The following is a 23190-nucleotide window of genomic DNA, read 5'->3' as shown; positions in this document are numbered from 1 at the left end:
GAAGGTGAATGGTGTTACCGGGTGGGCCGGAGGTGATGCGCCATGCAAAGTCCCGTGTTGAAGTTCACGTATGAGGACTACGTGCTGTTGCCGGAAGGCGACCGCCGCGAGCTCATAGGGGGAGACTTCTACGTGGTACCAGCGCCGAATAACAAACACCAGGAAGTAGTCGGCAATCTGTATCTCGCGCTGAGGCAGTTTCTGAAGAAGCATCGCCTCGGAGTGGTGATGCTTTCGCCGACCGATGTAATGTTCTCAAAGATGGATGTTGTGCAGCCGGACCTTCTGTTTATCGCCGAGGACAGGCGAACGATCCTCACGGGCTCCAAGGTCGAAGGCGCCCCCGATCTGATTATCGAGGTCCTCTCACTTGGGACAGTGGGGCGGGACAGGAAGTTGAAGCTCGACCTCTATGCCCGGTACGGAGTGAAGGAGTACTGGATGGTCGACCCGGAAAAGGAGACCGTGCAGGTGCTGCAGCTTGGGCCGAGGGGCAAGGAGTCTCTGCGCACTTTCACTTCCGGCAACGTTGCTTCGACCATTATTAACGGCTTCGAGATGCCCGTCGAAGAGATATTCGTCAGGTCCTGAGCACGCCTTCAAACACCGCTTTCGTACCCCTGTTGTGAGCCCCGCGCGCGGCTATTTGACCATCTTGACGCTCCATGGAACCGTTGGTACACTCGTGAAAGTTACAGGGCGTATTACGGGGGACTCATATGACCAGCACGATCGGCTACCGGACTCTGGGGGAGTTCATGGGCGCGGCTCTGAAGGGCAATGCGCAGCTTGAGGGCCTCACCGAGGTGGTCAGCGCGATCGCGAAGGGCACTATCCTCGTGCAAAAGCAGGTCCAGGCCTCCTGCATTGCGGGAGTCGTCGGCGCCACGGGCACAACGAACGTGCACGGCGAGGCGGTCCAGAAGCTGGACGCCGCCGGCTCGGACATCTTCGTAGACGTGCTCACTCGTTCAGGCAGGGTGGCGGCGGTAGGCTCAGAAGAGCTCGAAACCCCTGCGCTGGCAGGCGATGGACCACAGCAGAGCTACATCATCCAGATGGACCCGGTGGACGGCTCCTCCAACATAGATGTCGCGATCAGCATAGGCTCCATCTTCGGGATCTGGAAACGGAAGCCAGGTGAGAAAGTCACCCAGGCCTCCCTGCTTCGAAAGGGCAGCGAACAGGTTGCCGCCGCTTACGCCATCTACGGGTCATGCACGCTGCTCGTCGTTGCAACACAGAACAGCGTCAACGGCTTCACTCTCGATACCGCCACCGGCGAGTTCGCGCTTACTCACCCCGGCATTACCATCCCCAGGAAGTGCGAGTACTACAGCGCGAACGACGGCAATTTCAAGAATTGGGACTCGGCCACCCAGAAGGCGATCACCACCCTGCGCGACGCCCACTCGCAGCGCTACGTGGGCTCGCTGGTGGCGGACTTCCACCGCAACCTGCTCAAGGGCGGCATATTCCTCTACCCGGGCGACAAGAAGAGTCCGGAAGGGAAGCTGAGGCTGATGTACGAGGCCAACCCCCTTGGGTACGTGGCCGAGCAGGCCGGCGGCGCAGCGTCGTCCGGCACGAAGCGCATCCTGGACATCCAGCCCTCAGATAACCACCAGAAGACGCCGCTCATCCTGGGCAATAAGGACGTAGTTGAAAAAGTTGTGTCAATCCTCGCCGCGGGATAGCCCAGAGGACCACCACAGCAAGAAACTGCGAAGGAGTTATTCATGGACCTCAAGCAACTGACCCTGACCGCAAGGGACCTGGTCGCGCCCGGCAAGGGTATCCTTGCCGCAGACGAGAGCGCGCCCACAATAAAGAAGCGCTTCGATTCCATAAAGGTGGAGTCCACGGAAGACAACCGCCGCATCTACAGGGAGATGCTCTTCCGAACGGAAGGGGCCTCCCAGTACATCAGCGGCGTAATCCTGTACGACGAGACGCTGCGCCAGAAGGCCGCGGACGGCACGCCGCTGGTGAAGGTGCTTCAAAGCCAGGGTGTCATTCCCGGCATCAAGGTGGACAAGAGCACCAAGCCGCTCGCGGGCGCCGAGAACGAGGTCGTCACCGAGGGCCTGGACGGCCTGCGAGAGCGGCTGAAGGAATACTACGACCTTGGCGCCCGCTTCACGAAGTGGCGCGCGGTCATTACCATCGGAAAGAACATCCCGAGCCGGTACTGCATTGAGGTCAACGCCCACGCGCTGGCGCGGTACGCCGCCCTCAGCCAGGAGGCGAACCTGGTGCCGATCGTCGAGCCCGAGGTGCTGATGGACGGCGAGCACACTATCGAGCGCTGCTACGAGGTCACGGAGGCGACCCTGCGGGAGACCTTCCACGAGCTGGCCAAGCAGCGGGTGGTGCTCGAAGGAATGCTCCTGAAGCCGAACATGGTCGTCGCAGGCACAGAGTCGCCGGCGGGCCGCGCCAGGACTGAGGACGTTGCGGAGAAGACGGTCACGTGCTTCAAGCACACCGTGCCGTCCGCCGTGCCGGGCATCGTCTTCCTTTCCGGCGGCCAGGGCGACGAGGAGGCCACGGTCAACCTGAACGCCATCAACCAGTACGCCGCGAAGGCGGGAGCGCCGTGGAAGCTCAGCTACTCATACGGCCGCGGCCTGCAGGCAGCCCCGCTCAAGGCCTGGGCTGGCAAGCCTGAGAACATCGTCCGCGCGCAGAGGGCCTACCACCACCGCGCGCAGTTGACGAGCGCTGCGGCGCTGGGCAAGTACACTCCGGACATGGAGAAAGAGCCCGTCAAGGCTTAGGTCCAATTTTCACAGGCATATGCGGAAGGGCTCCGGCGTCACCGGAGCCCTTTGGTTTTACCAACGCACCAAGAGGCACAGATGAAAAACCTTCTAATCGCGACGACGAACAAAGGTAAGGTCAAGGAGCTGACCGAGATGCTGACCGGTTACCCGGTGAAGGTGCTCTCGCTCGCGGATGTGGGCATCACGACGGACGTGGAGGAGACGGGTGAGACTTTTGAGGAGAACGCGGTGCTCAAGGCCCGCGCCTACGCAGACCTGAGCGGCCTGGCGACGCTTGCCGACGACTCGGGGCTGGAGGTGGAGGCGCTCGGCGGCGAGCCGGGCGTGCGCTCGGCCAGGTACGCCGGCGTGGGCGCCTCGGACGACCGTAAAATTGCTTTTTTGCTTGAGAAGTTGAAGAATGTAAAGGCAGGCGCCCGGCGCGCCCGGTTCCGGAGCGTAATTGCGGTCTGCTGGGATGACGACCGCCTGGACATCTTCGAAGGCGAATGCCACGGCGAGATTGCGTTCGAGCCGCGCGGCAGCAACGGCTTCGGCTACGACCCGATTTTCCTGTTCCCGGAGCTTGGCAAGACGATGGCGGAGCTGCCGCCGAAAGAGAAGAACCGCCGGAGCCATCGCGGCGCAGCGTTCCGCAAGGCCGCCACGGCGCTGAAGCGCTGGGCGGGGGCGTAGGGGGACAGAGAGAGCCGAACAGCCGCCCTCACCTGTCCCGATGGAATCGGGGCCTCCTCTCCCGCGGAGCCGGGAGAGGAGGAGTAGGTAAAGGTTTGATCCAGGTATTAGATAAACTGAATCGCCCCTTCCGGGACCTGCGGGTGTCCGTCACCGATAGGTGCAACTTCCGCTGCACTTATTGCATGCCCGCCGAGATATTCGGCGAGCGATACGAGTTCCTGCCGAAGCCGGACCTCCTCACCTTCGAGGAGATCACGCGCCTCACCCGGATGTTCGTCGGCATGGGCGCGGCCAAGGTGCGCCTGACCGGCGGCGAGCCGCTCGTGCGAAACCAGGTGGAAACACTGGTAGGGATGCTGGCGAAGATTGAGGCGAGCCCTCACCTGTCCCGGGGCGGGACATCCTCTCCCGGGGGGAGAGGAGAAAGTGGAAAAAGTCTCATCCCTCACCTGTCGCCGGAGCGCGACATCCTCTCCCGGGGGGAGAGGAACACAGAGATGAAACCCGCCGGTATCGACCTCACCATGACCACCAACGGCTACCTGCTCGCCCAGAAGGCCCAGGCGCTCAAGGACGCCGGCCTCCACCGGGTGACCGTCAGCCTGGACAGCCTGGACGACGCCGTATTCCGCAAGATGAACGGCCGCAGCTTCGGCACGGAGCGCGTGCTGGCAGGCATCGCCGAGGCGGAGCGTGTCGGCCTGACCCCGATCAAGATCAACTCCGTCGTCCAGCGAGGCGTGAATGACCACACCATCGTGGACCTGGCGAAGTTTATGAAGGACCGGGGCCACATCCTGCGGTTCATCGAGTATATGGACGTTGGCACGCGGAACGACTGGAAGCTGGACCAGGTTGTGACGGCGGACGAGATCGTGGCACGGATAGACGCGGCAATGCCGCTGGAGCCCATCGAGAGCAACTACTGGGGCGAAGTGGCGCTGCGGTTCCGTTACCGGGACGGCGGCGGGGAGATCGGCATCATCGCCTCGGTCACCAAGCCGTTCTGCGGGGACTGCACGAGGCTGCGCCTCTCGCCCGAAGGGAAGATGTACACGTGCCTGTTCGCGGGCAGCGGCGTAGACCTCCGCGGTCCCATGCGCGCCGGCGCCACAGACAGCGAGCTGCGCGAGATCTTCATGGGCACGTGGCGCAAGCGCGACGACCGCTACTCCGAGGAGCGCACCTCGCTCACCCAGCCCCGCCGCAAGAAAGTGGAGATGTACCACATTGGGGGGTGACTCACTGCTCCGCCCAGCGGCCTGTCGCCGGGTCGTATAAGGCAATGGAGGCCAGCAGGGAGTTAACGCCAACGCCACCTATTGAGAGCACGCGGCCGTCACTGAGCAACAGCGTCCTGTGAAGAATGCGCACGCTGGGCATGTCCATCGCCGGCACCCAGATGCCTGTGGCGGAGTCGTAGATCTCAGCCGCGGCTATGGGCGCCGGTGTATTGTCCAGCCCGCCCATGACCATCACCTTTCCGTCCTTCAGCGCCACCGCGCTGTGCCCGGCCCGCGGGGTGGACATGCCGGCGCCGCCTGTCCACTTGTTAGCCACGGCATCGTAGATCTCCGTCGTGCCTATCACCCCAACAGGATCGATGCCGCCCCCTGCAACCAGCACATTGCCGTTGGGAAGCAGTGTGGCGGTGTGCGATGATCGGGCGGCCGCGAGGTTGCCCGCGCTCGACCACGAATTTGTCGCCGGGTCATAGACCTCCGTCGTCGCCAGGGAGCTCGTCGTTTCATCTGCGCCTCCAGCAACCAGCACCTTCCCATTCGCAAGCAAAGTGGCCGAATGGCCGTCCCGCCCGTGCGCCATATCCGCCACCCTGGTCCACACGCTCGTGGCGGGGTCGTATATCTCCGCTGTCTTCAGCGTCGCCTGGCCGGTGGAACCGCCCGCAATCAGCACGCGGCCGTCGCCCAGCAGTGTTGCCGAGTGTCCGCCCCTCACTTCAGACATGGGGCCGGTCACCGTCCACGCGCCGGTGGCAGGGTTGAAGACCTCCGCCAGGTTAATGTACGCGGTAGCGGCTGCATTGAGGCCTCCGGAAACGAGGACCCTGCCGTCCTTGAGCGTCACGCCGGAATGGATGGCTCGCGGCTGCGAGGTGCCTCCGGTGGTTGTCCACCGGTTGGTTGCCGGGTCAAAGATTTCCGTGGAGGATAGGGGGCCGCTCTGGCCGATGCCGCCCACCACCAGTGTCCTGCCGTCGTGTAGCGCCGCGGCGACATGCATATACCGTGCGTCTGCCATGTCACTGGCGGCAGGCTTGACGGCCTCCGGCAGGGGGATATCCGGGCCCTGCCCGGCCGCGTACTCCTGGATAGTAATCGACCTGATTGCGTCTCCCGGCGCCGTCGCGAATGCCGGGTCGCGCGGCGCGATCGAGCGCAGCACGTCCATCCCTTCAAGGACGATTCCGAAGACGGAATGGCACGCCACCTGGGGCTCTGAGCAGCTCTTGGGGCTGCCGTCCGGGTTAAGGCCGTCCAGCCATGACGTTGGCCCGTAGGTGATGAAGAACTGGCTGCCGTTTGTGGGGCGGCCGCCGGGCATGCCCCCGTTGGCCATGGAAAGTATCCCGGCCTGGGCGTGCCGCAGCTCGTTGCTGAACTCGTTGGGGATGGTGTAGCCGGGGCTGCCGGTGCCCGTGCCCGTGGGGTCGCCGGACTGCGCCATGAAGTTAGCGATCACGCGGTGGAACGTGACGCCGTTGTAGTAGCCGTCCCGCGCGAGAAAGACGTAGTTGTTGACCGTGATCGGCGCAAGGTTGGAGTAGAGGCCGATAACGATGTTGCCGCCCTTCGCCAGCTCTATCGTGGCCGTGTACGTCTTCCCCGGCTCGATGACCGTCGCGGGCGCGCCCGGGTACTGCTTTGCCACTGGCGTCGGCGCGGGAGGGGCGACGATCGGCGCTTCGATTATGACCGGCTTGTTGAAGTCCGAGAGGGTCATCCGCATGACCATTGAGGCGTTTGTGGTGTTCACGCCCGTAAGGAGATGGCTAAGCTCCAGGCCGGGGTTGATCGGCCCGGTGGCCTCCAGCTTCCGGACGTAACCGTCCTGGATGCCGATCCAGTAGTCCACGTCCACGGAGCCGCTGGCGTCGCCGAAAGTGCCGGAAATGGCCTTCCCGCGGATATGGAAGGTCTGCACGCCGCCTACAGTCTCTTCCCCAACCAGCGTGAGGCCGGTCAAAGCAGACGTGTCTGCCGTGAAGAACTCTGACGGGTTGGAGAATACGGCGGACGCGCCGGGGCTGACCTCCCATGCGCCTGTGGTGGGGTTGGTGATGTAGGTGGTGCCGCCGACGGAAATGACCTGCGATTCAACGTTAAGAAACGCGAAGGCTATCTTGAGAAGGCCCTTCGACCGGTCCGGCGCCTGGAAGTCTCCCACCAGTGAGACCGGTATATCGAGCGTGAGGTCATTGCTCCTGACCTTCATTGTTATGGCCATGTCGAAGTGCGCGGCAGTCAGGGCCTGCATCGCCTTCGCAGAAGTGCCCAGTATCTCCTGCGCCTGGGGCGGGTTGGCGACCGGCGTGGCTGTGGGCGGCGCCGGTGTGGGCGAGCTTGTCGGCACGGCCGTTGCCGTCGCTGCCGGAGGCTGGGTCGGCGTCGGCGATGGGTCGCCCTTCGAGCAGGCGATGGCGAATAGCGCAATTGCGATAAGGGAGAGGACAATTACGGTGCGCTTCACAGATATCTCCATGCGATAAGAGGGAGTGATCGATAGGGTTGACGAAGGTTAGAACGTCTGGAGGGCCGCGCAAGTCAGCCCGGAACGGATTTCATAATATCACGGGGCAGGTAGCCGGACAAAAATATGGAAGGCTGAATTGCCCCTGGGAGGCGACGGCAGGTCAGGCGATGCCCAGCAGCGCGGCCGCGTTGTCGTGCACGATCTTCTGCCTGTCCGCAGGGGTTAAAGCGGCCTCGTTGATCTGCTTCAGGATGCGTTTGGCGCGGATGAGGGGGAAGTCGCTCGCCATGAGCACCTTCCCGGCGCCCACCAGTGCCGTCGCTTGCCGGAAGATGCCGGCGCTGTAAAGGAATGGAGAAGCCGCCGTGTCGAAGTACACGTTCGCAAGACCCTCGGCGACCTCCGGCATGAGGGCGTAGAAGGGCAGGCCGCCGCCCCAGTGCGCGCAGACCACCTTCACGTCCGGGAAGCTCTCTATAAACGCCCACAGCTTGTCCGGCGTGGTATGGCCCTTCCCCTGGTACAGGTGGCCCACGGGCTCGGAGGAGTGCGTGGTGAGAATGAGCCGGTACTCCCGGAGCACCTCAACCAGCGGCTCCATCGCCCTCCTCTCCTGGATGGCGAACCCCTGCGTGTCCGGGTGTAGCTCCCCGATGCCGCGCAGCCCTGCGCGGGCGCAGCGCTCAGCCTCGGTGACCGCGGCGTCTCCCCACGCCGGGTTGACGCCGCCGAAGCCGACGATGCGGCCCGGGTACATACGAACGGCGTCGATGATGTAGTCGTTAACGTCCCGCGCCAGCCCCTGGTCCGTCCAGCCGACGCCCATCACCACGGAGGCCTGCACGCCGTCCTCGTCCATGGCGGCGATAAGCTCCTGGGCTGTGGCCATCTTCGCCTTCGGGCTCACGAACAGCTCGCCGAACGTGGCATCGCGCGACAGGTACTTCTCCCGCTGGTCGCGCAGCCACTCGGGGTAGATATGGGTATGGAAGTCGATCGTCATAGGCCGCTCACGATGCCCCGAACAGCTTCGCCGTGTTCTTGCCGGTTATCTTCTCCATGTCCGCCTTCGGAATGAAGTCGCAGTGCAGCCGCAAGTAGTCGAGCGACTGCCTGTACGTGCAGTGGCGCTCCACGTTGGGCATGTCCGAGCCCCACACCAGGCGGTCCGGGCCCAGGCGCTCATAGGCCTCTTTTATGAACGGCCGCGCCTCCACGAACGGGTACTCCCACGATGCGCCCTGCGCGATCGGGATGAGCAGCTCCAGCAGCACGTTTTTTGACTCCAGCGCGCGCCAGGCCTCTTTCGGGACTGAAATCTTGCCGTCCTTCGTAAAGCGCCCGAGCGGAAGGCCATGCGTGTACACGACGGGGATATCCTGGTACCGGTGCGCCCAGCGGCCGAAGGCGTCCATCTCCGCCATGTAGGCGTCCGCGCCGGGGAACGAGGTGCTCACCGACCAGAATACAGGGATCCCCAGCTTGCGCACGTGGCGCCAGAATGGGAAGAAGGCCGGGTCATCCAGCGCCTCGGCGCGCCGGTGCTGGCGGAGCGCAACGGAGTAGAACCACAGCGCGTGGAGGCCCAGCTCCTTTACGGCGTGGTCCACCGTCCGGCGCTCGCTGGGGTGGTCCGCTTTCCACTCGTCCACCATCGCCAGGCCCCAGAAGCGGTGAGGGTACTTCTGGACCGCCCTGGCGATGTAGGTGTTCAGCTTGCCGTACAGGTGGCCCGTCTGCAGGACCGCCTTCGAGACGCCGAGGTAGTCCATCTGCGCGACCATCTGCTCGGGCGTGGCGACAATGTCGCGAAGAGAGGGAGGGAAGTACTGGATGTAATGCTCGTCGTCGTTGGACACCCAGGTGAAGCGGCCGTAATCGCCCGCGCGAAACGCGACGTGGTGCATCGCTCCCAGCGCCGCGTCGCGGCCGTCCCACAGCGTGTTGGAGGGCGCGACGGCGTTGTCCAGCACGCGGCGCTGCGGCTGGTGGTGGCTCATCATGATGTGCTGCACGTACTTCAGGTGCTCCCGCGCGGAGCGGTGGCCGGAAGCGCTACCCATGTAAGGGAAGGCGTGGGCATGGGAGTCTACAATCATTCTGGCCTCCGATAGGGCGCGCGTGGCGCGGCCCGGGACAGCATGAAGGGTAGAGCTTCCGGATAGATTCATCAAGGGGGGCGCGCACGGAAGGGCAGGGCTATTGCGGCCCGATTTTACCGGATATACTTGATTCGTTCACATCTAAATAGTGGACGAAGAGATAGACAAGGTGCGGCGGCGTGTCAGCCCGAAATGTGCCGCCAGGTGTCCACTGTCCCACCCTCACCCTTTGCGCAAAGCCGCAAAGGCCTCTCCCTCGGGGAGAGGAGGAGTCGAACAGCCATAGCCCTCACCCTTTGGGCCAAAGCGCCCCAAGGCCTCTCCCTCAGGGAGAGGAGGGAAGCAGCCCCTCCGACCCGTCCCGGGCTTTGTCTCCCCCTCGATGGGGGAGATGTCCCGGCTTTGCGGGACAGAGAGGGTGATTGGGTGGGGTGGCAGGGCGCCTTCCCTCTTCTCCCTTTGAGGGAGAAGGTGGTCCGCCGCGGCGGACCGGATGAGGGTGGGCCGTTCCATCCTCGCGACATCGCCATAGCCGGCTTCTTTTCCTTTCGTTCACCGACATCGAGGTACAGCCGTGATAAACATCGACCTGATCCGCAACGAGCCCGAGAGGGTCCGAAAGGCGCTGGAGAAGCGCAGCCAGTCCCAGGACCCCGTGGACAGGCTGCTGGCGCTGGACTCCCGCCGCCGCGAGATCATCGTCGAGGGCGACGCGCTGCGCGGGCGGCGCAACGACGTTAGCAAGCAGATCAGCCTGATGAAGGTCAAGCCGCCGGAGCTCATCGAGGAGATGCGCGGCGTGGGCGGCAAGATCAAGGAGCTCGAGGAGGAGGCGCGCCGCGTTGAGGAAGAGCTCGCCGCCGTCGCGCTCGTCATCCCCAACATCCCCGACGACGACGTGCCGGTCGGCCCGGACGAGTCACACAATGTCGTCGCCCGCACCGTCGGCGCGCCGCGCAAGTTCGATTTCAAGCCGCTCCAGCACTGGGAGCTTGGAGAGAAGCTGGACATAATCGACCTGGAGCGCGGCGCGAAGCTCTCCGGCTCGCGCTTCTACGTGCTCAAGGGCAAGGGAGCGACGCTCCAGCGCGCGCTCATCAACTGGATGCTCAACCTGCACATCGTCGACCACGGCTACGATGAGCTCTACCTGCCGTATATGGTCACGACGAAGACCGCGACCGGCAGCGGCCAGCTCCCCAAGTTCGCGGAGAACATGTACCACGACGCAGAGGACGACCTCTGGATGGTGCCGACGGCGGAGGTGCCGATAACCAACCTCTACGGCGACGAAATTCTCCCGCCCGGCGGCCTGCCGAAGTACTACGTCGCCCACACGCCGTGCTTCCGGCGCGAGAAGGCGGCGGCGGGTAGGGACACTCGCGGCATCAAGCGCGTCCACCAGTTCGACAAGGTGGAGATGTTCAAGTTCGTGGAGCCGGCGGAGTCGGCCAAGGAGCTGGACAAGCTGGTGGCGGACGCCGAGGACGTGGCGGTGCGACTCGGCATTCCGCATCGCGTGCTCAAGCTCTGCACGGGCGACCTTAGCTTCGCCTCGGTGAAGACCTACGACGTTGAGATGTGGTCGCCGGGCGTCGACTCTTGGCTGGAAGTCAGCTCGTGCTCCAACTGCACCGACTTCCAGGCGCGCCGCGCCAACATCCGCTACCGCCCGGACGCGGAGGCCAGGCCGCGCCTGCTGCACACCCTCAACGGCTCCGGCCTGGGAGTGGCGCGCGTCGTCATCGCCGTCATGGAAAACTACCAGCAGGCAAACGGCTCCATCGTGGTCCCGGAAGTGCTCCGCCCGTACACGGGCTGGGACAGAATAGGGTAGAGAGAAGGGGAGAGATACAGGGAGGGGGTCTTCGGCTGTTTGGCCCCTTGCCTTCCCTGCGGGGCGGGCGTACCCTACGCGCCAAATCCGCATGGGAGGGATGCTATGGGCGCCACTATCCGGCACTGGGAGACTATCAAGCCGACGATCGGCCACGGGACCTCGATCATCTGGAACATCTTCGGCCAGAAGGCGGAGGGCAAGCCGCTCGCCGAGGCCCCGCTCATCGGCTACCAGAACTTCACGCTCCACCTCCTCCAGCCGCACTCCGAGGGCGACTACCACTCCCACACCACTAAAGAGCAGATCTTCTATATCACCCGCGGCAAGGGCAAGATGAACCTGGACGACAAGCTCATCCCAGTCCGCGCCGGCGACACCATCCACATCCCCCCTCCCACGAAGCACCAGATCATAAACGACAGCGAAGACTGGCTGGAGCACCTGGTCATTACGGTGCTGATACCCGCGCAGAAGTGAGACTTCCACAATTTATTGTGGAACATGTTGTGGTATGATTGGTGCATCGTGATGCAGGGAGGTGAGGCCATGACCACAAAGCTAAAGCGGAGGGCCACTGAGGGCGCTAAGCCCCAGCGCGGGAGGATTATCCAGGTCCCCATGTCTCCGGAGCTTCTCCTGGCGCTGGACGCACTCTCCGATGCCGAAGGGACTCCACGCGCGGAGACAATTCGGGAGGCGTGTCGCTTCTACCTCCGCTACCTGGAGAGGCGCGAGATGGAAAGGAATGATAGGGATGCGTATGAGCGCTTTCCCGAGGATAACGTGATGGCGATAACCCAGGAAGCCATGCTTGCGGATATTCTTCCGGCGGAGGAATGGTAACCGATGCGACGAGGAGAGGTCTGGTGGGCGGTGCTGCCGCCGCCCGCCGGTCGCAGGCCAGTAGTCTTGCTCACCCGTGACTCCGTCATAGACAAGCGCGCGTCCGTGACGATAGCGCCGATAACACGCACTGCCCGGGGAATCTCTGCGGAAGTCGGACTCGATGAAAGCGATGGCATGCCGGTAGCCTGCGTTGTTAATGCGGACGATATCGTGACTGTTCAGAAGGCCACCCTCCAGACCAGGATCACGTCACTCTCGGCCGAGAAGATGGAAGCCCTGTCTGGCGCCGTGGTGTACGCTCTTGACCTTGAGGCCGACCTTGGCCTGTGGCCTTCTGCCCATCTCAAGTAGTCTCGCCACGCGCGCCGTTGTCGTATAATGCCCCGGAACACAAAACTCTGGAGGAGTCTCGCAATGACCGTCGCAATCCGCAACTGGCGCCAGATTACGCCCGTGGTGTCCCACCACACGGCAATCGTGTACGCGTACTTCGGCTGGGAAGGGCAGGAGGGTAAGAAGTGGGAGCAGGCCCCCCTTCGCGGCTTCCAGGCGCTGACGCTCCACATAATCCAGCCCGGCAAGAGCGGCGACTACCATATCCACTTTGACCGCGAGCAGATCTACTACTTCACCCAGGGCTCCGGCAAGATGAACGTGGACGACAAGCTGTACAATGTAAAGAAGGGCGACGTCCTCTGCGTGCCTATCGGCAGCTACCACCAGATGATCAACGACACCGATGACTGGCTGGCGCACCTGATCATGAACGGCCGCGTTGTCTCCCCGGAGGAGCAAGAGGTCAACAAGAAGAAGATCGCGGCGAAGGAGTTCAAGAACGTCATCGCCCATCGCAACTGGCTGGACTCCGACCCCGGCGTCTCGCACGGCGCTGCCCTGCTGTGGAGCGTGTTCGGCCCGTTGGGGCAGGAGGGCAAGACGTACAACGAAGCGCCGGCGACGGGCGTTAAGAAGATCACGCTGCATCGCCTGCAGCCGGGCCTCCAGACTGGCACTCATGACCATGCCGATATGGAGCAGGTGTACTACTTCACCTCCGGCAAGGGCAAGATGATCGTCGGGAACGAGACGATCCCCGTGCGCGACGGCGACGCCGTCTACGGTCCCGCGAAGGTGCAGCACGGCCTCATCAACGACAGCGACGACTGGCTGGAGCACCTGATCATCAGCGCCGAGGTCGGCAAGCCGATCCACCCGAAGGGGAAAATCGGCGGCTAGCAAGTAGTAAGTAGTGGGTAGTTGGTAGTAGGCCAGACAGGAAAGGGACCCGGGCGCGATGTGCCCGGGCCCCTTTGCGTTGTTGAGGGGGCGGCGGTTCTGCTAAGATTCCGGCGCAACAAATTGGTGGAGCCACGTATGGCGGGCGTAGTCAGGCACTGGAGCGAGCAGGATACCGCGAGCAGCCACAACACTGTCGGCCGCAACATTTTCGCGGAGCGCAAGGATCAGACGCAGCCGCCGGCGGGCGAAAAGCGCGTCGTCCTCGGCGCGGGCGGCCTCCACGCATTCCACTACCTCATGCTGGCCCCGGGGATGCAGCAACCCCCTCGCGAGCGCGAGGACAAGGAGCATATCATCTACATCGTCAGCGGGCACGGGAAGGTAAGCCTGGACGGCGAGGTGACCGATGTCGGCCCCGGCGATTCGATTTACGTGCCGCCGAAGTGCCGTCACTTCCTGATTAACGATGGCACGGACCTGCTGGTGCACACGCTGGTGACCGGAATGGTCAAACAATAATCTGGAGGAGTACGGCAATGGCAGGAACGGTCAGGCACTGGACGGAGCAGGAGCCCGCGAACAGCCACGGCGCGGTGGGCTGGAAGGTGTTCGTCGAAAAAAGGGCGAGGTGATTCCGGAGGGCGAGAAGCAGCAGGTGCTCGTGGGCGGCGGCATCCACGGGTTCACCTACCGCCTGCTCCAGCCCGGCATGGAGGAGCCTCTCCACGACCATAACGACAAGGAGCACGTGGTCTACATCATCAAGGGCCACGGCAAGGTCCACCTGGACGGTCGCGTTGTCGAAGTGAAGGCGGGCGATGCCGTTTACATCCCGCCGAAGTGCAAGCACTCCGTAGTCAACGACAGCAACGACTGGCTGGAGCATGTGCTGGTCAGAGGGCTCGTGAAGCACTAGTTCACGCAAATCCGTACGATATCCGCGACACTTTGCATAACGGCCCTGGTATGATGAGCGCCTGAAGCTGGGATATTGACGCAATATCCTAGCCGTCCCGCACGCGGAGGCGCCACATGTCCAGGGCCGTTGTTGCTTTGCTCGCCACCCTTCTTAGGACATGCCTGGCGTGCGACCCGCCCGCCGCGCCTTCCTCCCCGACGCCGGAGCCCACTGTGACGATCGCCGCTACCGCAACGTCCGAGCCGACCGCCGTGCCATCGCCGTCCCCGACGCCGCAGCCCACCGCCACACCCGCGCCAACGGCCACGCCCGCTCCGCTCACGTCCTCGCAGATCTATGCAAAGGTGTCGCCGGCGGTAGTGTTTATCCAGACGCCCTCGCGGACGACGGGCAGCGGCGTCCTGATCGAAGGCGGGTACGTGCTCACCAACGCCCACGTGGTATGGCCGTTCAACCGCGTGACGGTGACTTTCCCGAACGGCAAGAAGTTCGAAGACGCCCCGGTCTTCAAGCAGGACAGTGTCGCCGACCTGGCGCTGGTGGGGCCGTTTGTAACGGAGGTGACGCCGCTGGTGCTTGTGAACGGGGAGCAGGAGGCGGTGGGCAGCGATTCCTTCCTCGTCGGCTACCCCGGCGACAACATATCCGGCTCAGCGCCGACGATCTCTCGCGGCCTCATATCCCGGCTAAGGGAGTGGGGCGACATGGGGATGACCTATTTCCAGACGGACGCGTCTCTCGCAGGCGGTCAAAGCGGCGGTGCGCTCGTCTCCCGGGACGGCGACCTCATAGGCATCTCCGGCCTGCGTATAAGCCAGGAAAAGGGGGGATACGGCCTGGCGGCCTCTGCCTACGACATTGCGCCTCGGATAGCGATGATGACCGTGGCCTTGTCCCACAGCAGTGTGATATCTAGGCGGGTGCCGGAAGAGGGCGGGCGCAAGACGCACGAGGTGGAGCTGGCCCGTCAGTTCGACTCGGCTGTGTTCGTCGTGAACGAGGTCAGAAACACTACGGTCAGGGTGGACGTTAGCCCAACTGAGGGCGTGGTCCATTTCATCGACAGCCAGGGCAGGAACCTCTTTGGGGCGTCCGGCGGCAACAATACGAGCGGAAGCTCCCTTGAGGGCAAGACCCAGCTGGAAGGCCCCCATTTCGTGCGGTTGATAACGCTCCTCACTCAGCCGGAGACCGTCACCATCACCGGCAACGTGGACCTTATCCCGCTGGAGGACCCGGACGACGGCCAGTCAATTACCCTCGGCGATTACAGGGCGTTTTTCGACTACCCTTCGGATACCGACTACTTCATCTTCAAGGTGCCGGACGAGCTTCCCGAAGAGGAGATGATGGTACGTGTTGAGGTGGAAACGCCATATTCGACCCCTCAGCTATCCGTGGGTCCGGCGGGGAGGATATACGACCGCTACTACCAGGACTTCGACAGCGCGGAGTGGGAGTTCGGACCGAAGCCGGCGATCACGTTCATGGGCAAGCGGTCCGAACGCTTCGTTGTTGCCGTCACGGACGCTTTCGGCGACGGCCCGTTCGGCTATGTAGTGAAGGTCTACTGGACGGTGAATATCAATGAGGAGGCGCTATCAAGGCCTTCTATTGCGGCGCCGTCGCTCGAATCGGAGATAGTGGACAGCCCATTCGGCCCAATGAGGTACTTCCTGAGTGAGGATGGGACGGTGGCAGTCCAGCACCCTGTGGACCTGAGGATACTGAACGACCTGCCTATTGCGGGCGTTGAGGTGTTCCTTTCCGAAAACGGCACAGTCCTGACGATTGCGGAGGAGAAGCTGGCGGACAGGGGGCGCGAGGCCATGAGCCTTGAGCAGTACGCGAACGCGGCGATGATAGACGCCCAGCAGGTCGATCCATCTGTGCGGCTGCTCACGCGCAAACAGGCGACCACAAACAAGGGCCTGCCAGGTGAGCTAATAGAGTTCAGCAGCAGGGATGGCCAGGCGCAGGGCATCACGCTGATCGTGAAAGACGGCGGGCTGGGCGTAGCCATAACCTATAGTGCGCCGGCCGCTCGTTTCAAGGACCTGTTGCCGATGTTTGAATACGCGCTCGCCACGCTGGAGCTTACGGCCCGCGTTCCCTAGGCGTACTTCTCGCGGAGCCGTCTCGCCGCCTCGGCCTCGTTCTTGAGCTTCTGGTAGGGCTCGTCCAGGTCCATCGGGATGCCGAGCCCCGGGGCGAAGCCGCAGTCCGGGTTCAGGCTGATGCGCTGCGGCTCCACGTACTGGAGTGCCTTCTCCACCCGCGCGACGATCTCCTCCGGCGTGTCGATCTTCTCGAAGCGGCACTCCACGCACCCCAGGCCGATCAGCGAGTCCTCCGGCATCTGCTTCAGGATGGCCACATCCCCGGCCACGGGGATGCTGAACTCCATCACGTACTGGTCCACCTTGATCTTCTTCATCGTGTCGATGATCGGCTCGTAGCCGCCTTCAGCGCCCCAGCCCTTGCGGCCCCAGTTGCGCCGGCACAGGTGCAGCGCCAGCCGCACGCCCTTGATGCCGTGGATGATCTCGTTGATCTTCGCTGCCGCCAGGTCCATCTCGTACTGCGCGTTATCGAACGAGTTACGGTAGCTGGGGTCCACAAGCACGCACAGGTGCGGCTCGTCTATCTGCACAGTGGTCACGCCGGTCTTCGCCACCTCAATCAGCTCGTTGCGGAGGATGGGCACCAGCGCGTCGATGAACTTGTCGCGGGTAGGGTAGGCCTTTTTCGAGACGTCCTTCTCCCACAGGCGCACGCCCAGCAGGTAAGGCGAGGGCAAGCACACCTTCGTCATCTTTGACGTATGCTTGACGAGGAACTTCGCCTCCTCGGCTATCAGCCCGGGGCGCTTGACCACCATGGGCTCCGTGATCGATATGCCCCACCGGCGCGGGTTCTCTCGCAGGTCGGCCGAGAAGCCGGAGGCGATGTCCGCGATGATGTGCGTGTACGCGTGCCTGCGCCACTCCCCGTCGCTCACCTGGTCCAGCCCCGCTGTCTCTTGCAGCGCGATGGCGAAGCGCGCGGCGGCATCCATGTTGGGCGAGCGGGACGCCTCCGGGCTCGGGGTCTGCGGCAGCATCTCTATCACGGCCTTCGGCCGCGGCAGGCTGCCCACCACGCCGGCGGCGAATGGTACGTCGTTCTTTACGGTCCTGGTCATGGGACTCTCCTCAGAAACACTTACTCCGCCTTCAGCCGCACCCAGCGCGTGTGTGTGACGCCCTGCGTGGTGCACCAGAAGTGCGTGAGGATGTCGCCGTTCGGCAAGGTCATCCCGCTCGGCTTCCCGAACGCAATCTTCATATGCTCCGCAATAAACGTCCCCGCCTCCGGCTTGCCCAGCGTGGCCTCCTTGCTGGCGTCGAAGACCTTCACCTCATTGTCCGTGTCGAAGTGGTCGAAATTCTTCGTCAGCGCGACGTGTACGCCCTGCGGCTCGTGGCGGTAGTTGTACACTGCCGCCACCCGCCCGTCCTTCAGGGGTATGGGCGCGCATACCTGGCCGCGAAGGTTCGTCGGCCGCGGCGTGGACCACGTCCTGCCCTGGTCCTTCGATATGGACCAGTGGTTGAATGTGTCCTCGCTCGTCCCGTACAGGTGCACCCAGAAGAGCGAGATAAGGTCGCCGTTCGGCATGATGGCGTACGCCCCGTCCCACCACAGCTTCTTGACCTGCCTGTCCCGGTGGAACTCCGTTCGCTCGCCCCACGTCTTCCCCTGGTCGGAAGAGAACACGGCCCCCGCGACCTGGTTGGGCAGCCCCGTGTAGCCTTCCGGCTTCCACGTCTCGAACGGGAACATCCACCTCTTCGGCGATATCTGGAGCAAGTACCCAGTGCCGTTCCATGTGTACTGGTCGGAAGGGTAGCCCACGGGCACTATCTGCGGCTTCGACCACTTGCGACCCTGGTCGCCCGACCACATAAGAACGAGCTCGCACGTGGGCACGGCCTCGGTCTGCACGTTGAAGGTATCGCCCTTTTCAAACCGCGTGGAGACAAGCGCCCACCGGCCGTCCGGCGCCACGATCACCCTGGGGCCGCGGTAACACCACTTGTCCAGCTCGTCATCGGCGTCGTGCACGCTGCCTTCGTTTGTCCACGTCTTCAGGTCTTTTGACCGCAGCAGCTCGATGTGGTTGTCGGGCGTGCCCAGCCCGGCGCCCACGTGTTGCGCGGCAACGTATGTGCCGTCAGGCAGCAATGTAATGGTGGGCATATAGGCGCCCCGACCGGGTACCTTCGAGATTACGCCCTGGTCGATGATCTTGAGCATTGTGACTCCGTAGGTGCGAAGTAATGGGAGGCGCAGGGAAGCGAATCGCCCACATTGTACGTAGGCGCCATTGGAGCGTCAAACCGCGTGGCGCTCAGGACTTGATTTCCACCGCGCCCATGAGCACGAGGCCCGTAATAAGCAGGTCAGGCTTGTTGTCCGCAGGGGGCTCCATATGTCGCCGCTTGCGCTCGTCTCCGGAGCCGCCCATGAAGTTCACGTTGTCGAAGCGTACAACCCAGCCTTCCGGCACGCTTATCTCCGCCCCGCCCATAATGACCGTAGCGTCGATCTTCGCAGGCCTCTCGAGCACATGGGCGTCGCGCAGGTCTATCTCCACGCCGCCCATGATGGCAGTGACCTGGCCGCCCTTGAAGTCCTGAGATAGCACGCGCTGCTCCGAGCTGCTCAGCGCGGCGGTGACATTCACGGAGTCCATGTCCACGGTTGCCTTATCGGCCATTCTTCGTGACTTCACGCGCATCCCGCCGAAGATGATGGAGAGGCCGACGACGATCAGGATTACCGGCCACAGGTCGCCGACGTTCACTCCGAGCATTGCGGCCTGGACGATCGCGGCAACGGTGATGATGACGATTGGGCCGGTGAGGCTCCGGAACCCGTTTTTGACGATGAGCCAGATGCCGTAGAGGATGAAAAGCGAAGGGACCCACTAGAAGACGTTGCCGACGTTGATGACGTCAGTGGTCTCGAGGAGAAACAGAACGCCGACAAGAATGACTATCGACCCGATGATAACCTGACTTGAATCGCCGCGGCCTCTCATGGTTCGGCCTCCATATTCGATCAGTCAGTTAACATGATACAGCAGCAGACGGTCGGCAGTCAGCCCCGCACCCCGACCCTACCGCGCCGGCTCAACAACCACCTGGCGGTGGTCGCCTTCGCCGGTGCTGGCGGTCTTCACGCGGGGGTTGTCCGCCAGCGCCATGTGGATGACGCGGCGCTCGTTGGGGGGCATCGGCTCCAGCGTGATCGGCCTGCCGGACGACTCCACCCGCTGGGCAACCTTTAGCGCCATGTTCTCGAGCGCCTGGTAGCGCCGCGCCTGGTAGCCGGAGATGTCCACGAAGATGTTGACCTTCTCATTGGTCCTGCGCCCGGTGATGAAGGTGACGAGGAACTGCAGCGCGCGGAGGGTCTCTCCGCGCCGCCCGATGAGGAGGCCGGAGTCGTCGCCGTCGATCTCCAGCACGGGGCCTCCCACGTCTTCGCGGAAGGTGGAGCGCAGGTTGACGACTGCTGTGACGCCCATGTTTTTGATGAGGCCGTCCAGCACCTCAACGGCCACCTTGGCGACGCTCGGCGGCTCCTCGGCCTTCGGCTTCTCCAGGAGCGTAACGCGCACGCGGGCGGGCTCTCCGCCGATTCCCAGGATGCCGGCCTTGCCGCGGCTAATGACGTCGATTTCGACTTCCGTGCGTTCGACGTCGAGCTCCTTGAGCGCCAGCTCGATCGCTTCCTCCGCCGTCTTTGCCGTTCTCTCTATTGTCTTCATCTGCTTGCGCCTCCTCTGTCGGGGGCTTTGCGGTCTTGGACGCGGCCGGAGCTATTGCATTGGCCGGCGCGGCGTCCGCAGGCTGTCGCTTGCGGCCGAATCCCTTGAACGTATTTATGAGCGGACCCCATCCGGTGATGAACCCCTGGATGATCATGCCCGCGATGTTAGACACAATCCAGTATAGCGCCAGGCCCTTTTCGAAATTCAGGGAGAAGACCGCGAACATGCCGGGCATGATCCACAGCATTGTCCGGTTCGTCTGCTCCTGCTGTGGGTTGCTGGCCGGCATCGTCGAGACCTTCTGCATGAGCCACGTGGAAACGCCCACGAGCACCGGCAGGAAGAAGGGGAAGGTGCCTGCGCTGGCCAGCTGGCCCAGGTCCATCCACAGGAAGCGCCCGTTGATGGGGATGGCGTCGCTGACCGCCTGGAGCCAGGGGTACAGGTGCTTTGACAGGTCCGCCAGCCTCTCCGGCGTGGAGGGCAATGCCGCCCGAAGCACGGAGTAGAAGGCGATGAACAGCGGAAGCTGGATGATCATTGGCCCAAGGCAGCCCGCCGGGCTCACGCCGGACTCCTTGTAGGCCTTCATCGTCTCCTGGGACATCCGCGCCCGGTCGTCTTTGAACTTGGTCTGTATCTCCCGCAGCCGCGGCTGTATGGCTGACATCTTCTTCATCTGCTTGCTCTGCCGCAGCGTCAGCGGGATCATCAGGACGCGCAGGATCACCGTGAACGCGATGATCGCAACGCCCAGGTTGTGGAACAGGACCGAATACAACAGCACAAGGCCGTTGATCATCGGTCGGATAAGTATTTCAGTCCATAAGAGGCTGACTATTTCCAATGGCCACCGTTCACAGTTCTCTTGGACTCCTGCGCCGACGGTATGTACTCAGGGCAGGGTAGGGATATCAGCACGCGCTGGCGCTCTCGTTGTCGACCGGGTCTTCCTTGTTGGAGCGGTGCACCCACTCTTCATCCGGGTTGCCGTTCGACTTGATGGTCAGCGACCGTATGGATCGGTCCGCGGCGCTGACGTAAATGCGGTCGTCGGCCACGGTTAACGGAGCGCGGATGGCCGGGCCGATGTTGCACGAATTGGTTGAGCTGCCGTCCGCCGCGTTCACAATTCTCACGCGGCCGTCGGTGGAGCCCACCATCACCCAACTCCCCAGCAGCGCCGGGGCGCCGGTGATCTGGCCGTTCGTCTCCGCTTTCCACTTCATCCCCCCCGTGGCGGCGTCCAGCGCGTAAAGGTTGCCGTCCAGCGAGGCGGCGTAGACCGTAGTCGCGTCTTTTATGGGGTCTGCCCAATACCAGGACCCGGCCCCGTCAAACTCCCAGACCTGGCTGCCTGTATCGGCATTGAGCGCGAAAAACTTCGAGCCGAAGGAGCCGACGTACACCCGCCCGTCCGCCACGAGGGGACGGGACGTGACGGAGCCGCCCGCCTCGAACTCCCACACCTTTGACCCGTCAGAGAGCCGAAGGGCGTAGACCTTCTGGTCGAGCGAGCCGATGTACACTCTGCCGTTGTCCACGACAGGGGACGACCAGACCATGTTACCGGTCTTGAAGCGCCATACCTGGCTGCCGCTGGCCGCGTCCAGCGCGTAGAGGTGGTGGTCGTTGGAGCCGATCAGGACCTTGCCGTCCGCAACGGCAGGACTGCCGACGAAGGGGTGGCCACCGCCGACGGAGGTGCTCCATACCTCGCGTCCGTTTGTGTTCACGGCGTACATGAGCCCGTCGTAAACGGCGAAGTACAGCACGTTGTCAACGAGGGCAGGTGTGCCGTAGACCGCGCGGTTAAGCTCGGTCGTACCGCGAAGGGGGAACTTCCAGACCGTATCGCCGGAATTGACGTCTATGGCCCGGACATCCCTGTCCATGGTGCCGATGTAGACGCGGTCCCCCTGGACCACTGCGCCTGACCAGCCGGATGGGGTGGGTGCCCCTCCGCACGCGGCCAGCGCGAAGATGGAGAGCGCCGCCAAGATCGCCGTGATGGGCAGGTTTCTGTATGACATGTGGGAGGAAATGGGACGTCCGCCTTGAACAGAATTACGCTTCGCTAATCCGGACCGGCGCCGGTGTTGGCCGGAAGCTATGGCACAGGGTCGTAACCTCTGGTGCCGAAAGGCCGGCAGCGGCCGATGCGCTTCGTGCCGAGCCAGATGCCCTTCAGGACGCCGTACCGGGAGATGGCCTCGTAAGTGTAGCTTGAGCAGGTCGGCGTGTGGCGGCAGTGCCCCCTGAAATAGGGGCTCATCGAGGTCTGGTAGAGTCTGATCGCTCCCAGCGACAGCCGCTTCATCATGGGATGCCCGCCTCGCCGGGCGGTGGAGCAGGCGCCCGCGCCAGCAGCCCGGCCCTTTTGAGCAGCGACTCGACCGAGCTGCAGATCTCCTTGAAGTCTGCCTCAACTACACCGTTCCGAGCGATAAACACGAAATCCCAGCCCTGCTGGACTGGTGTCAAGCGCACTGCCTCTCGCATTCTACGCTTTGCCCGGTTACGCGTTACCGCGTTACCGATCCGTTTACCCACTGAAAAGCCCGCTCTGCTTACCCCAAGGCCGTTCCGCTTTACCCTGAGTACGAGTAGCCTGTCCGACCACGAGCGGTTCTCCGCTCGGAGCGCCCCAAAGTCGCTGGACTTCGTCAGGCGCCGTTCCCTGGGCATAGTCCGGCGGACCCGTTCCACTCTAGTTCACGGTCAGCCTGTGGCGTCCTTTGAACATGCGGCGCTTGAGCACGTTGCGTCCGTTATTCGTCGCCATTCGGGCGCGGAAGCCGTGCACGCGGAAGCGCCTTCGTACTTTAGGTTGGAAAGTTCTCTTTGTCATTTCGTCCTCACGCGTCCCGGTGCGCGGTATTGCACGCATTCGTGAACGATTATATGGAGCGCCGCAAAGGGGTGTCAAACGAATCCCAAACCGGCTTAAGGTACTATTGTACGTCACACCCCGCACTTTGATAAGGGGTGGGCTCGTGTTGGTGCATTGGTGCAGTGATAGTGTCAGGGGTTAAGGGAGCAGTGAAAATGTCAGTCTATGAAAGAACTGACAATGGGCGAGAGAGAGGCTAAACGAACGGTAGTGTTGAACGCTGTCCTTGAGAAGCGATTGACAAAGGCTCAAGCTGCCACGGCATTGGGGGTATCGGAGCGCCAGGTATGGAGGCTTCTGGCGACCTACCGGAAGGATGGAGCGGCAGGGCTGGTCCATGGCAATCGAGGAC

At 63.2% G+C, this 23190-nt stretch carries 26 protein-coding genes; 14 read left to right on the top strand and 12 right to left on the bottom strand.

What is annotated here, in order from left to right; genetic code table 11:
- Window positions 1-42: 42 nt before the first annotated feature.
- From FJ319_07125 to FJ319_07105, 5 genes are all read left to right on the top strand, one after another.
- The gene (locus tag FJ319_07125; GenBank protein ID MBM3934059.1) at window positions 43-591 is read left to right on the top strand and encodes a Uma2 family endonuclease; all 549 of its coding nucleotides are present in this window, start codon (window positions 43-45) and stop codon (window positions 589-591) included.
- 128 nt (window positions 592-719) lie between these two features.
- Window positions 720-1697: a fructose-1,6-bisphosphatase gene (locus FJ319_07120; protein ID MBM3934058.1), complete on the top strand. Its 978-nt coding sequence runs from the start codon at window positions 720-722 to the stop codon at window positions 1695-1697.
- 42 nt (window positions 1698-1739) lie between these two features.
- Window positions 1740-2780: a fructose-bisphosphate aldolase class I gene (locus FJ319_07115; GenBank protein MBM3934057.1), complete on the top strand. Its 1041-nt coding sequence runs from the start codon at window positions 1740-1742 to the stop codon at window positions 2778-2780.
- Window positions 2781-2861: 81 nt separating this feature from the next.
- Window positions 2862-3461 carry an XTP/dITP diphosphatase gene (locus FJ319_07110; GenBank protein ID MBM3934056.1) on the top strand — a complete coding sequence of 200 codons (600 nt, stop codon included), beginning with the start codon at window positions 2862-2864 and terminating at the stop codon, window positions 3459-3461.
- A gap of 185 nt (window positions 3462-3646) precedes the next feature.
- Window positions 3647-4705 (top strand): GTP 3',8-cyclase MoaA, encoded by a 1059-nt coding sequence (locus FJ319_07105; protein MBM3934055.1) that lies wholly within the window; start codon window positions 3647-3649, stop codon window positions 4703-4705.
- 1 nt (window position 4706) lies between these two features.
- Here the strand turns inward: FJ319_07105 and FJ319_07100 are convergent, their stop codons facing one another.
- The 3 genes from FJ319_07100 to FJ319_07090 all read right to left on the bottom strand — a co-directional run bounded on the left by FJ319_07100 (window position 4707) and on the right by FJ319_07090 (window position 9349).
- Window positions 4707-7187, bottom strand: a complete 2481-nt coding sequence (locus tag FJ319_07100; protein MBM3934054.1) for an LppX_LprAFG lipoprotein — start codon at window positions 7185-7187, stop codon at window positions 4707-4709.
- Between the two features lie 151 nt (window positions 7188-7338).
- Entirely contained in the window at window positions 7339-8181 is an 843-nt protein-coding gene (locus FJ319_07095) for an amidohydrolase (protein MBM3934053.1), read from the bottom strand.
- Between the two features lie 7 nt (window positions 8182-8188).
- Window positions 8189-9349 (bottom strand): amidohydrolase, encoded by a 1161-nt coding sequence (locus tag FJ319_07090; protein ID MBM3934052.1) that lies wholly within the window; start codon window positions 9347-9349, stop codon window positions 8189-8191.
- Between the two features lie 505 nt (window positions 9350-9854).
- Here FJ319_07090 and serS point away from each other — a divergent pair.
- The 8 genes from serS (at window position 9855) to FJ319_07050 (ending at window position 16241) form a co-directional block, all read left to right on the top strand.
- Complete coding sequence (serS, locus tag FJ319_07085) at window positions 9855-11117, top strand: serine--tRNA ligase (protein ID MBM3934051.1); 1263 nt, start codon at window positions 9855-9857, stop codon at window positions 11115-11117.
- A gap of 105 nt (window positions 11118-11222) precedes the next feature.
- On the top strand, window positions 11223-11597 hold the full coding sequence (locus tag FJ319_07080; protein ID MBM3934050.1) for a cupin domain-containing protein: 375 nt from the start codon (window positions 11223-11225) through the stop codon (window positions 11595-11597).
- A gap of 69 nt (window positions 11598-11666) precedes the next feature.
- Window positions 11667-11963 carry a hypothetical protein gene (locus tag FJ319_07075; GenBank protein MBM3934049.1) on the top strand — a complete coding sequence of 99 codons (297 nt, stop codon included), beginning with the start codon at window positions 11667-11669 and terminating at the stop codon, window positions 11961-11963.
- Between the two features lie 3 nt (window positions 11964-11966).
- Window positions 11967-12317, top strand: a complete 351-nt coding sequence (locus FJ319_07070; GenBank protein ID MBM3934048.1) for a type II toxin-antitoxin system PemK/MazF family toxin — start codon at window positions 11967-11969, stop codon at window positions 12315-12317.
- A gap of 27 nt (window positions 12318-12344) precedes the next feature.
- Entirely contained in the window at window positions 12345-13202 is an 858-nt protein-coding gene (locus FJ319_07065; GenBank protein MBM3934047.1) for a cupin domain-containing protein, read from the top strand.
- Window positions 13203-13340: 138 nt separating this feature from the next.
- The gene (locus tag FJ319_07060) at window positions 13341-13724 is read left to right on the top strand and encodes a cupin domain-containing protein (protein ID MBM3934046.1); all 384 of its coding nucleotides are present in this window, start codon (window positions 13341-13343) and stop codon (window positions 13722-13724) included.
- A gap of 109 nt (window positions 13725-13833) precedes the next feature.
- Window positions 13834-14121 (top strand): cupin domain-containing protein, encoded by a 288-nt coding sequence (locus FJ319_07055; GenBank protein ID MBM3934045.1) that lies wholly within the window; start codon window positions 13834-13836, stop codon window positions 14119-14121.
- Between the two features lie 116 nt (window positions 14122-14237).
- Window positions 14238-16241 (top strand): trypsin-like serine protease, encoded by a 2004-nt coding sequence (locus FJ319_07050; protein MBM3934044.1) that lies wholly within the window; start codon window positions 14238-14240, stop codon window positions 16239-16241.
- Here the strand turns inward: FJ319_07050 and FJ319_07045 are convergent.
- From FJ319_07045 to FJ319_07005, 9 genes are all read right to left on the bottom strand, one after another.
- Window positions 16238-17308, bottom strand: coding sequence for a cobalamin-independent methionine synthase II family protein (locus FJ319_07045; GenBank protein MBM3934043.1), 1071 nt, complete (start codon window positions 17306-17308; stop codon window positions 16238-16240). The genes FJ319_07050 and FJ319_07045 overlap by 4 nt on opposite strands.
- A 20-nt stretch (window positions 17309-17328) precedes the next feature.
- Entirely contained in the window at window positions 17329-18423 is a 1095-nt protein-coding gene (locus tag FJ319_07040; GenBank protein ID MBM3934042.1) for an exo-alpha-sialidase, read from the bottom strand.
- Between the two features lie 94 nt (window positions 18424-18517).
- Entirely contained in the window at window positions 18518-18982 is a 465-nt protein-coding gene (locus tag FJ319_07035) for a hypothetical protein (protein ID MBM3934041.1), read from the bottom strand.
- Between the two features lie 306 nt (window positions 18983-19288).
- Entirely contained in the window at window positions 19289-19942 is a 654-nt protein-coding gene (locus tag FJ319_07030) for a protein jag (GenBank protein MBM3934040.1), read from the bottom strand.
- On the bottom strand, window positions 19839-20747 hold the full coding sequence (locus FJ319_07025; GenBank protein ID MBM3934039.1) for a YidC/Oxa1 family membrane protein insertase: 909 nt from the start codon (window positions 20745-20747) through the stop codon (window positions 19839-19841). Before FJ319_07025 ends, FJ319_07030 begins: the two co-directional genes overlap by 104 nt.
- Window positions 20748-20859: 112 nt before the next feature.
- On the bottom strand, window positions 20860-21978 hold the full coding sequence (locus FJ319_07020) for a hypothetical protein (protein ID MBM3934038.1): 1119 nt from the start codon (window positions 21976-21978) through the stop codon (window positions 20860-20862).
- A 77-nt stretch (window positions 21979-22055) separates the two neighbouring features.
- Window positions 22056-22268 (bottom strand): membrane protein insertion efficiency factor YidD, encoded by a 213-nt coding sequence (gene yidD / locus FJ319_07015; GenBank protein MBM3934037.1) that lies wholly within the window; start codon window positions 22266-22268, stop codon window positions 22056-22058.
- Window positions 22265-22633, bottom strand: a complete 369-nt coding sequence (gene rnpA, locus FJ319_07010) for a ribonuclease P protein component (GenBank protein ID MBM3934036.1) — start codon at window positions 22631-22633, stop codon at window positions 22265-22267. Before rnpA ends, yidD begins: the two co-directional genes overlap by 4 nt.
- 22 nt (window positions 22634-22655) lie before the next feature.
- Window positions 22656-22796 (bottom strand): 50S ribosomal protein L34, encoded by a 141-nt coding sequence (locus FJ319_07005; protein ID MBM3934035.1) that lies wholly within the window; start codon window positions 22794-22796, stop codon window positions 22656-22658.
- A 207-nt stretch (window positions 22797-23003) separates the two neighbouring features.
- Between FJ319_07005 and FJ319_07000 the strand changes: the two genes are divergently transcribed.
- Window positions 23004-23190 (top strand): helix-turn-helix domain-containing protein (locus FJ319_07000; GenBank protein ID MBM3934034.1); only part of this gene is annotated, 187 nt, incomplete at its 3' end.

The sequence above is a fragment of the SAR202 cluster bacterium genome (assembly GCA_016872355.1).
In the GTDB taxonomy this organism is placed as follows: domain Bacteria; phylum Chloroflexota; class Dehalococcoidia; order Lucifugimonadales; family VGZY01; genus VGZY01.
The sequence above is the reverse complement of the archived record's forward strand: the minus strand, read 5'-3'. Positions and strand labels throughout refer to the sequence as shown.

Excerpts from the sequence above, each read along its gene's own strand:
- FJ319_07110 (MBM3934056.1), top strand. The coding sequence starts at position 2,862 with ATGAAAAACCTTCTAATCGCGACGACGAACAAAGGTAAGGTCAAGGAG.
- FJ319_07105 (MBM3934055.1), top strand. The coding sequence starts at position 3,647 with ATGCCCGCCGAGATATTCGGCGAGCGATACGAGTTCCTGCCGAAGCCG.
- FJ319_07025 (MBM3934039.1), bottom strand. The coding sequence starts at position 20,747 with ATGATCAACGGCCTTGTGCTGTTGTATTCGGTCCTGTTCCACAACCTG.
- FJ319_07065 (MBM3934047.1), top strand. The coding sequence starts at position 12,345 with ATGCCCCGGAACACAAAACTCTGGAGGAGTCTCGCAATGACCGTCGCA.
- FJ319_07060 (MBM3934046.1), top strand. The coding sequence starts at position 13,341 with ATGGCGGGCGTAGTCAGGCACTGGAGCGAGCAGGATACCGCGAGCAGC.
- FJ319_07115 (MBM3934057.1), top strand. The coding sequence starts at position 1,740 with ATGGACCTCAAGCAACTGACCCTGACCGCAAGGGACCTGGTCGCGCCC.
- FJ319_07120 (MBM3934058.1), top strand. The coding sequence starts at position 720 with ATGACCAGCACGATCGGCTACCGGACTCTGGGGGAGTTCATGGGCGCG.
- FJ319_07095 (MBM3934053.1), bottom strand. The coding sequence starts at position 8,181 with ATGACGATCGACTTCCATACCCATATCTACCCCGAGTGGCTGCGCGAC.
- FJ319_07070 (MBM3934048.1), top strand. The coding sequence starts at position 11,967 with ATGCGACGAGGAGAGGTCTGGTGGGCGGTGCTGCCGCCGCCCGCCGGT.
- FJ319_07005 (MBM3934035.1), bottom strand. The coding sequence starts at position 22,796 with ATGACAAAGAGAACTTTCCAACCTAAAGTACGAAGGCGCTTCCGCGTG.
- FJ319_07040 (MBM3934042.1), bottom strand. The coding sequence starts at position 18,423 with ATGCTCAAGATCATCGACCAGGGCGTAATCTCGAAGGTACCCGGTCGG.
- FJ319_07075 (MBM3934049.1), top strand. The coding sequence starts at position 11,667 with ATGACCACAAAGCTAAAGCGGAGGGCCACTGAGGGCGCTAAGCCCCAG.
- FJ319_07020 (MBM3934038.1), bottom strand. The coding sequence starts at position 21,978 with ATGTCATACAGAAACCTGCCCATCACGGCGATCTTGGCGGCGCTCTCC.
- FJ319_07030 (MBM3934040.1), bottom strand. The coding sequence starts at position 19,942 with ATGAAGACAATAGAGAGAACGGCAAAGACGGCGGAGGAAGCGATCGAG.
- rnpA (MBM3934036.1), bottom strand. The coding sequence starts at position 22,633 with ATGCCCAGGGAACGGCGCCTGACGAAGTCCAGCGACTTTGGGGCGCTC.
- FJ319_07050 (MBM3934044.1), top strand. The coding sequence starts at position 14,238 with ATGTCCAGGGCCGTTGTTGCTTTGCTCGCCACCCTTCTTAGGACATGC.
- FJ319_07125 (MBM3934059.1), top strand. The coding sequence starts at position 43 with ATGCAAAGTCCCGTGTTGAAGTTCACGTATGAGGACTACGTGCTGTTG.
- FJ319_07045 (MBM3934043.1), bottom strand. The coding sequence starts at position 17,308 with ATGACCAGGACCGTAAAGAACGACGTACCATTCGCCGCCGGCGTGGTG.
- FJ319_07035 (MBM3934041.1), bottom strand. The coding sequence starts at position 18,982 with ATGCTCGGAGTGAACGTCGGCGACCTGTGGCCGGTAATCCTGATCGTC.
- FJ319_07090 (MBM3934052.1), bottom strand. The coding sequence starts at position 9,349 with ATGAATCTATCCGGAAGCTCTACCCTTCATGCTGTCCCGGGCCGCGCC.
- FJ319_07100 (MBM3934054.1), bottom strand. The coding sequence starts at position 7,187 with ATGGAGATATCTGTGAAGCGCACCGTAATTGTCCTCTCCCTTATCGCA.
- FJ319_07080 (MBM3934050.1), top strand. The coding sequence starts at position 11,223 with ATGGGCGCCACTATCCGGCACTGGGAGACTATCAAGCCGACGATCGGC.
- yidD (MBM3934037.1), bottom strand. The coding sequence starts at position 22,268 with ATGATGAAGCGGCTGTCGCTGGGAGCGATCAGACTCTACCAGACCTCG.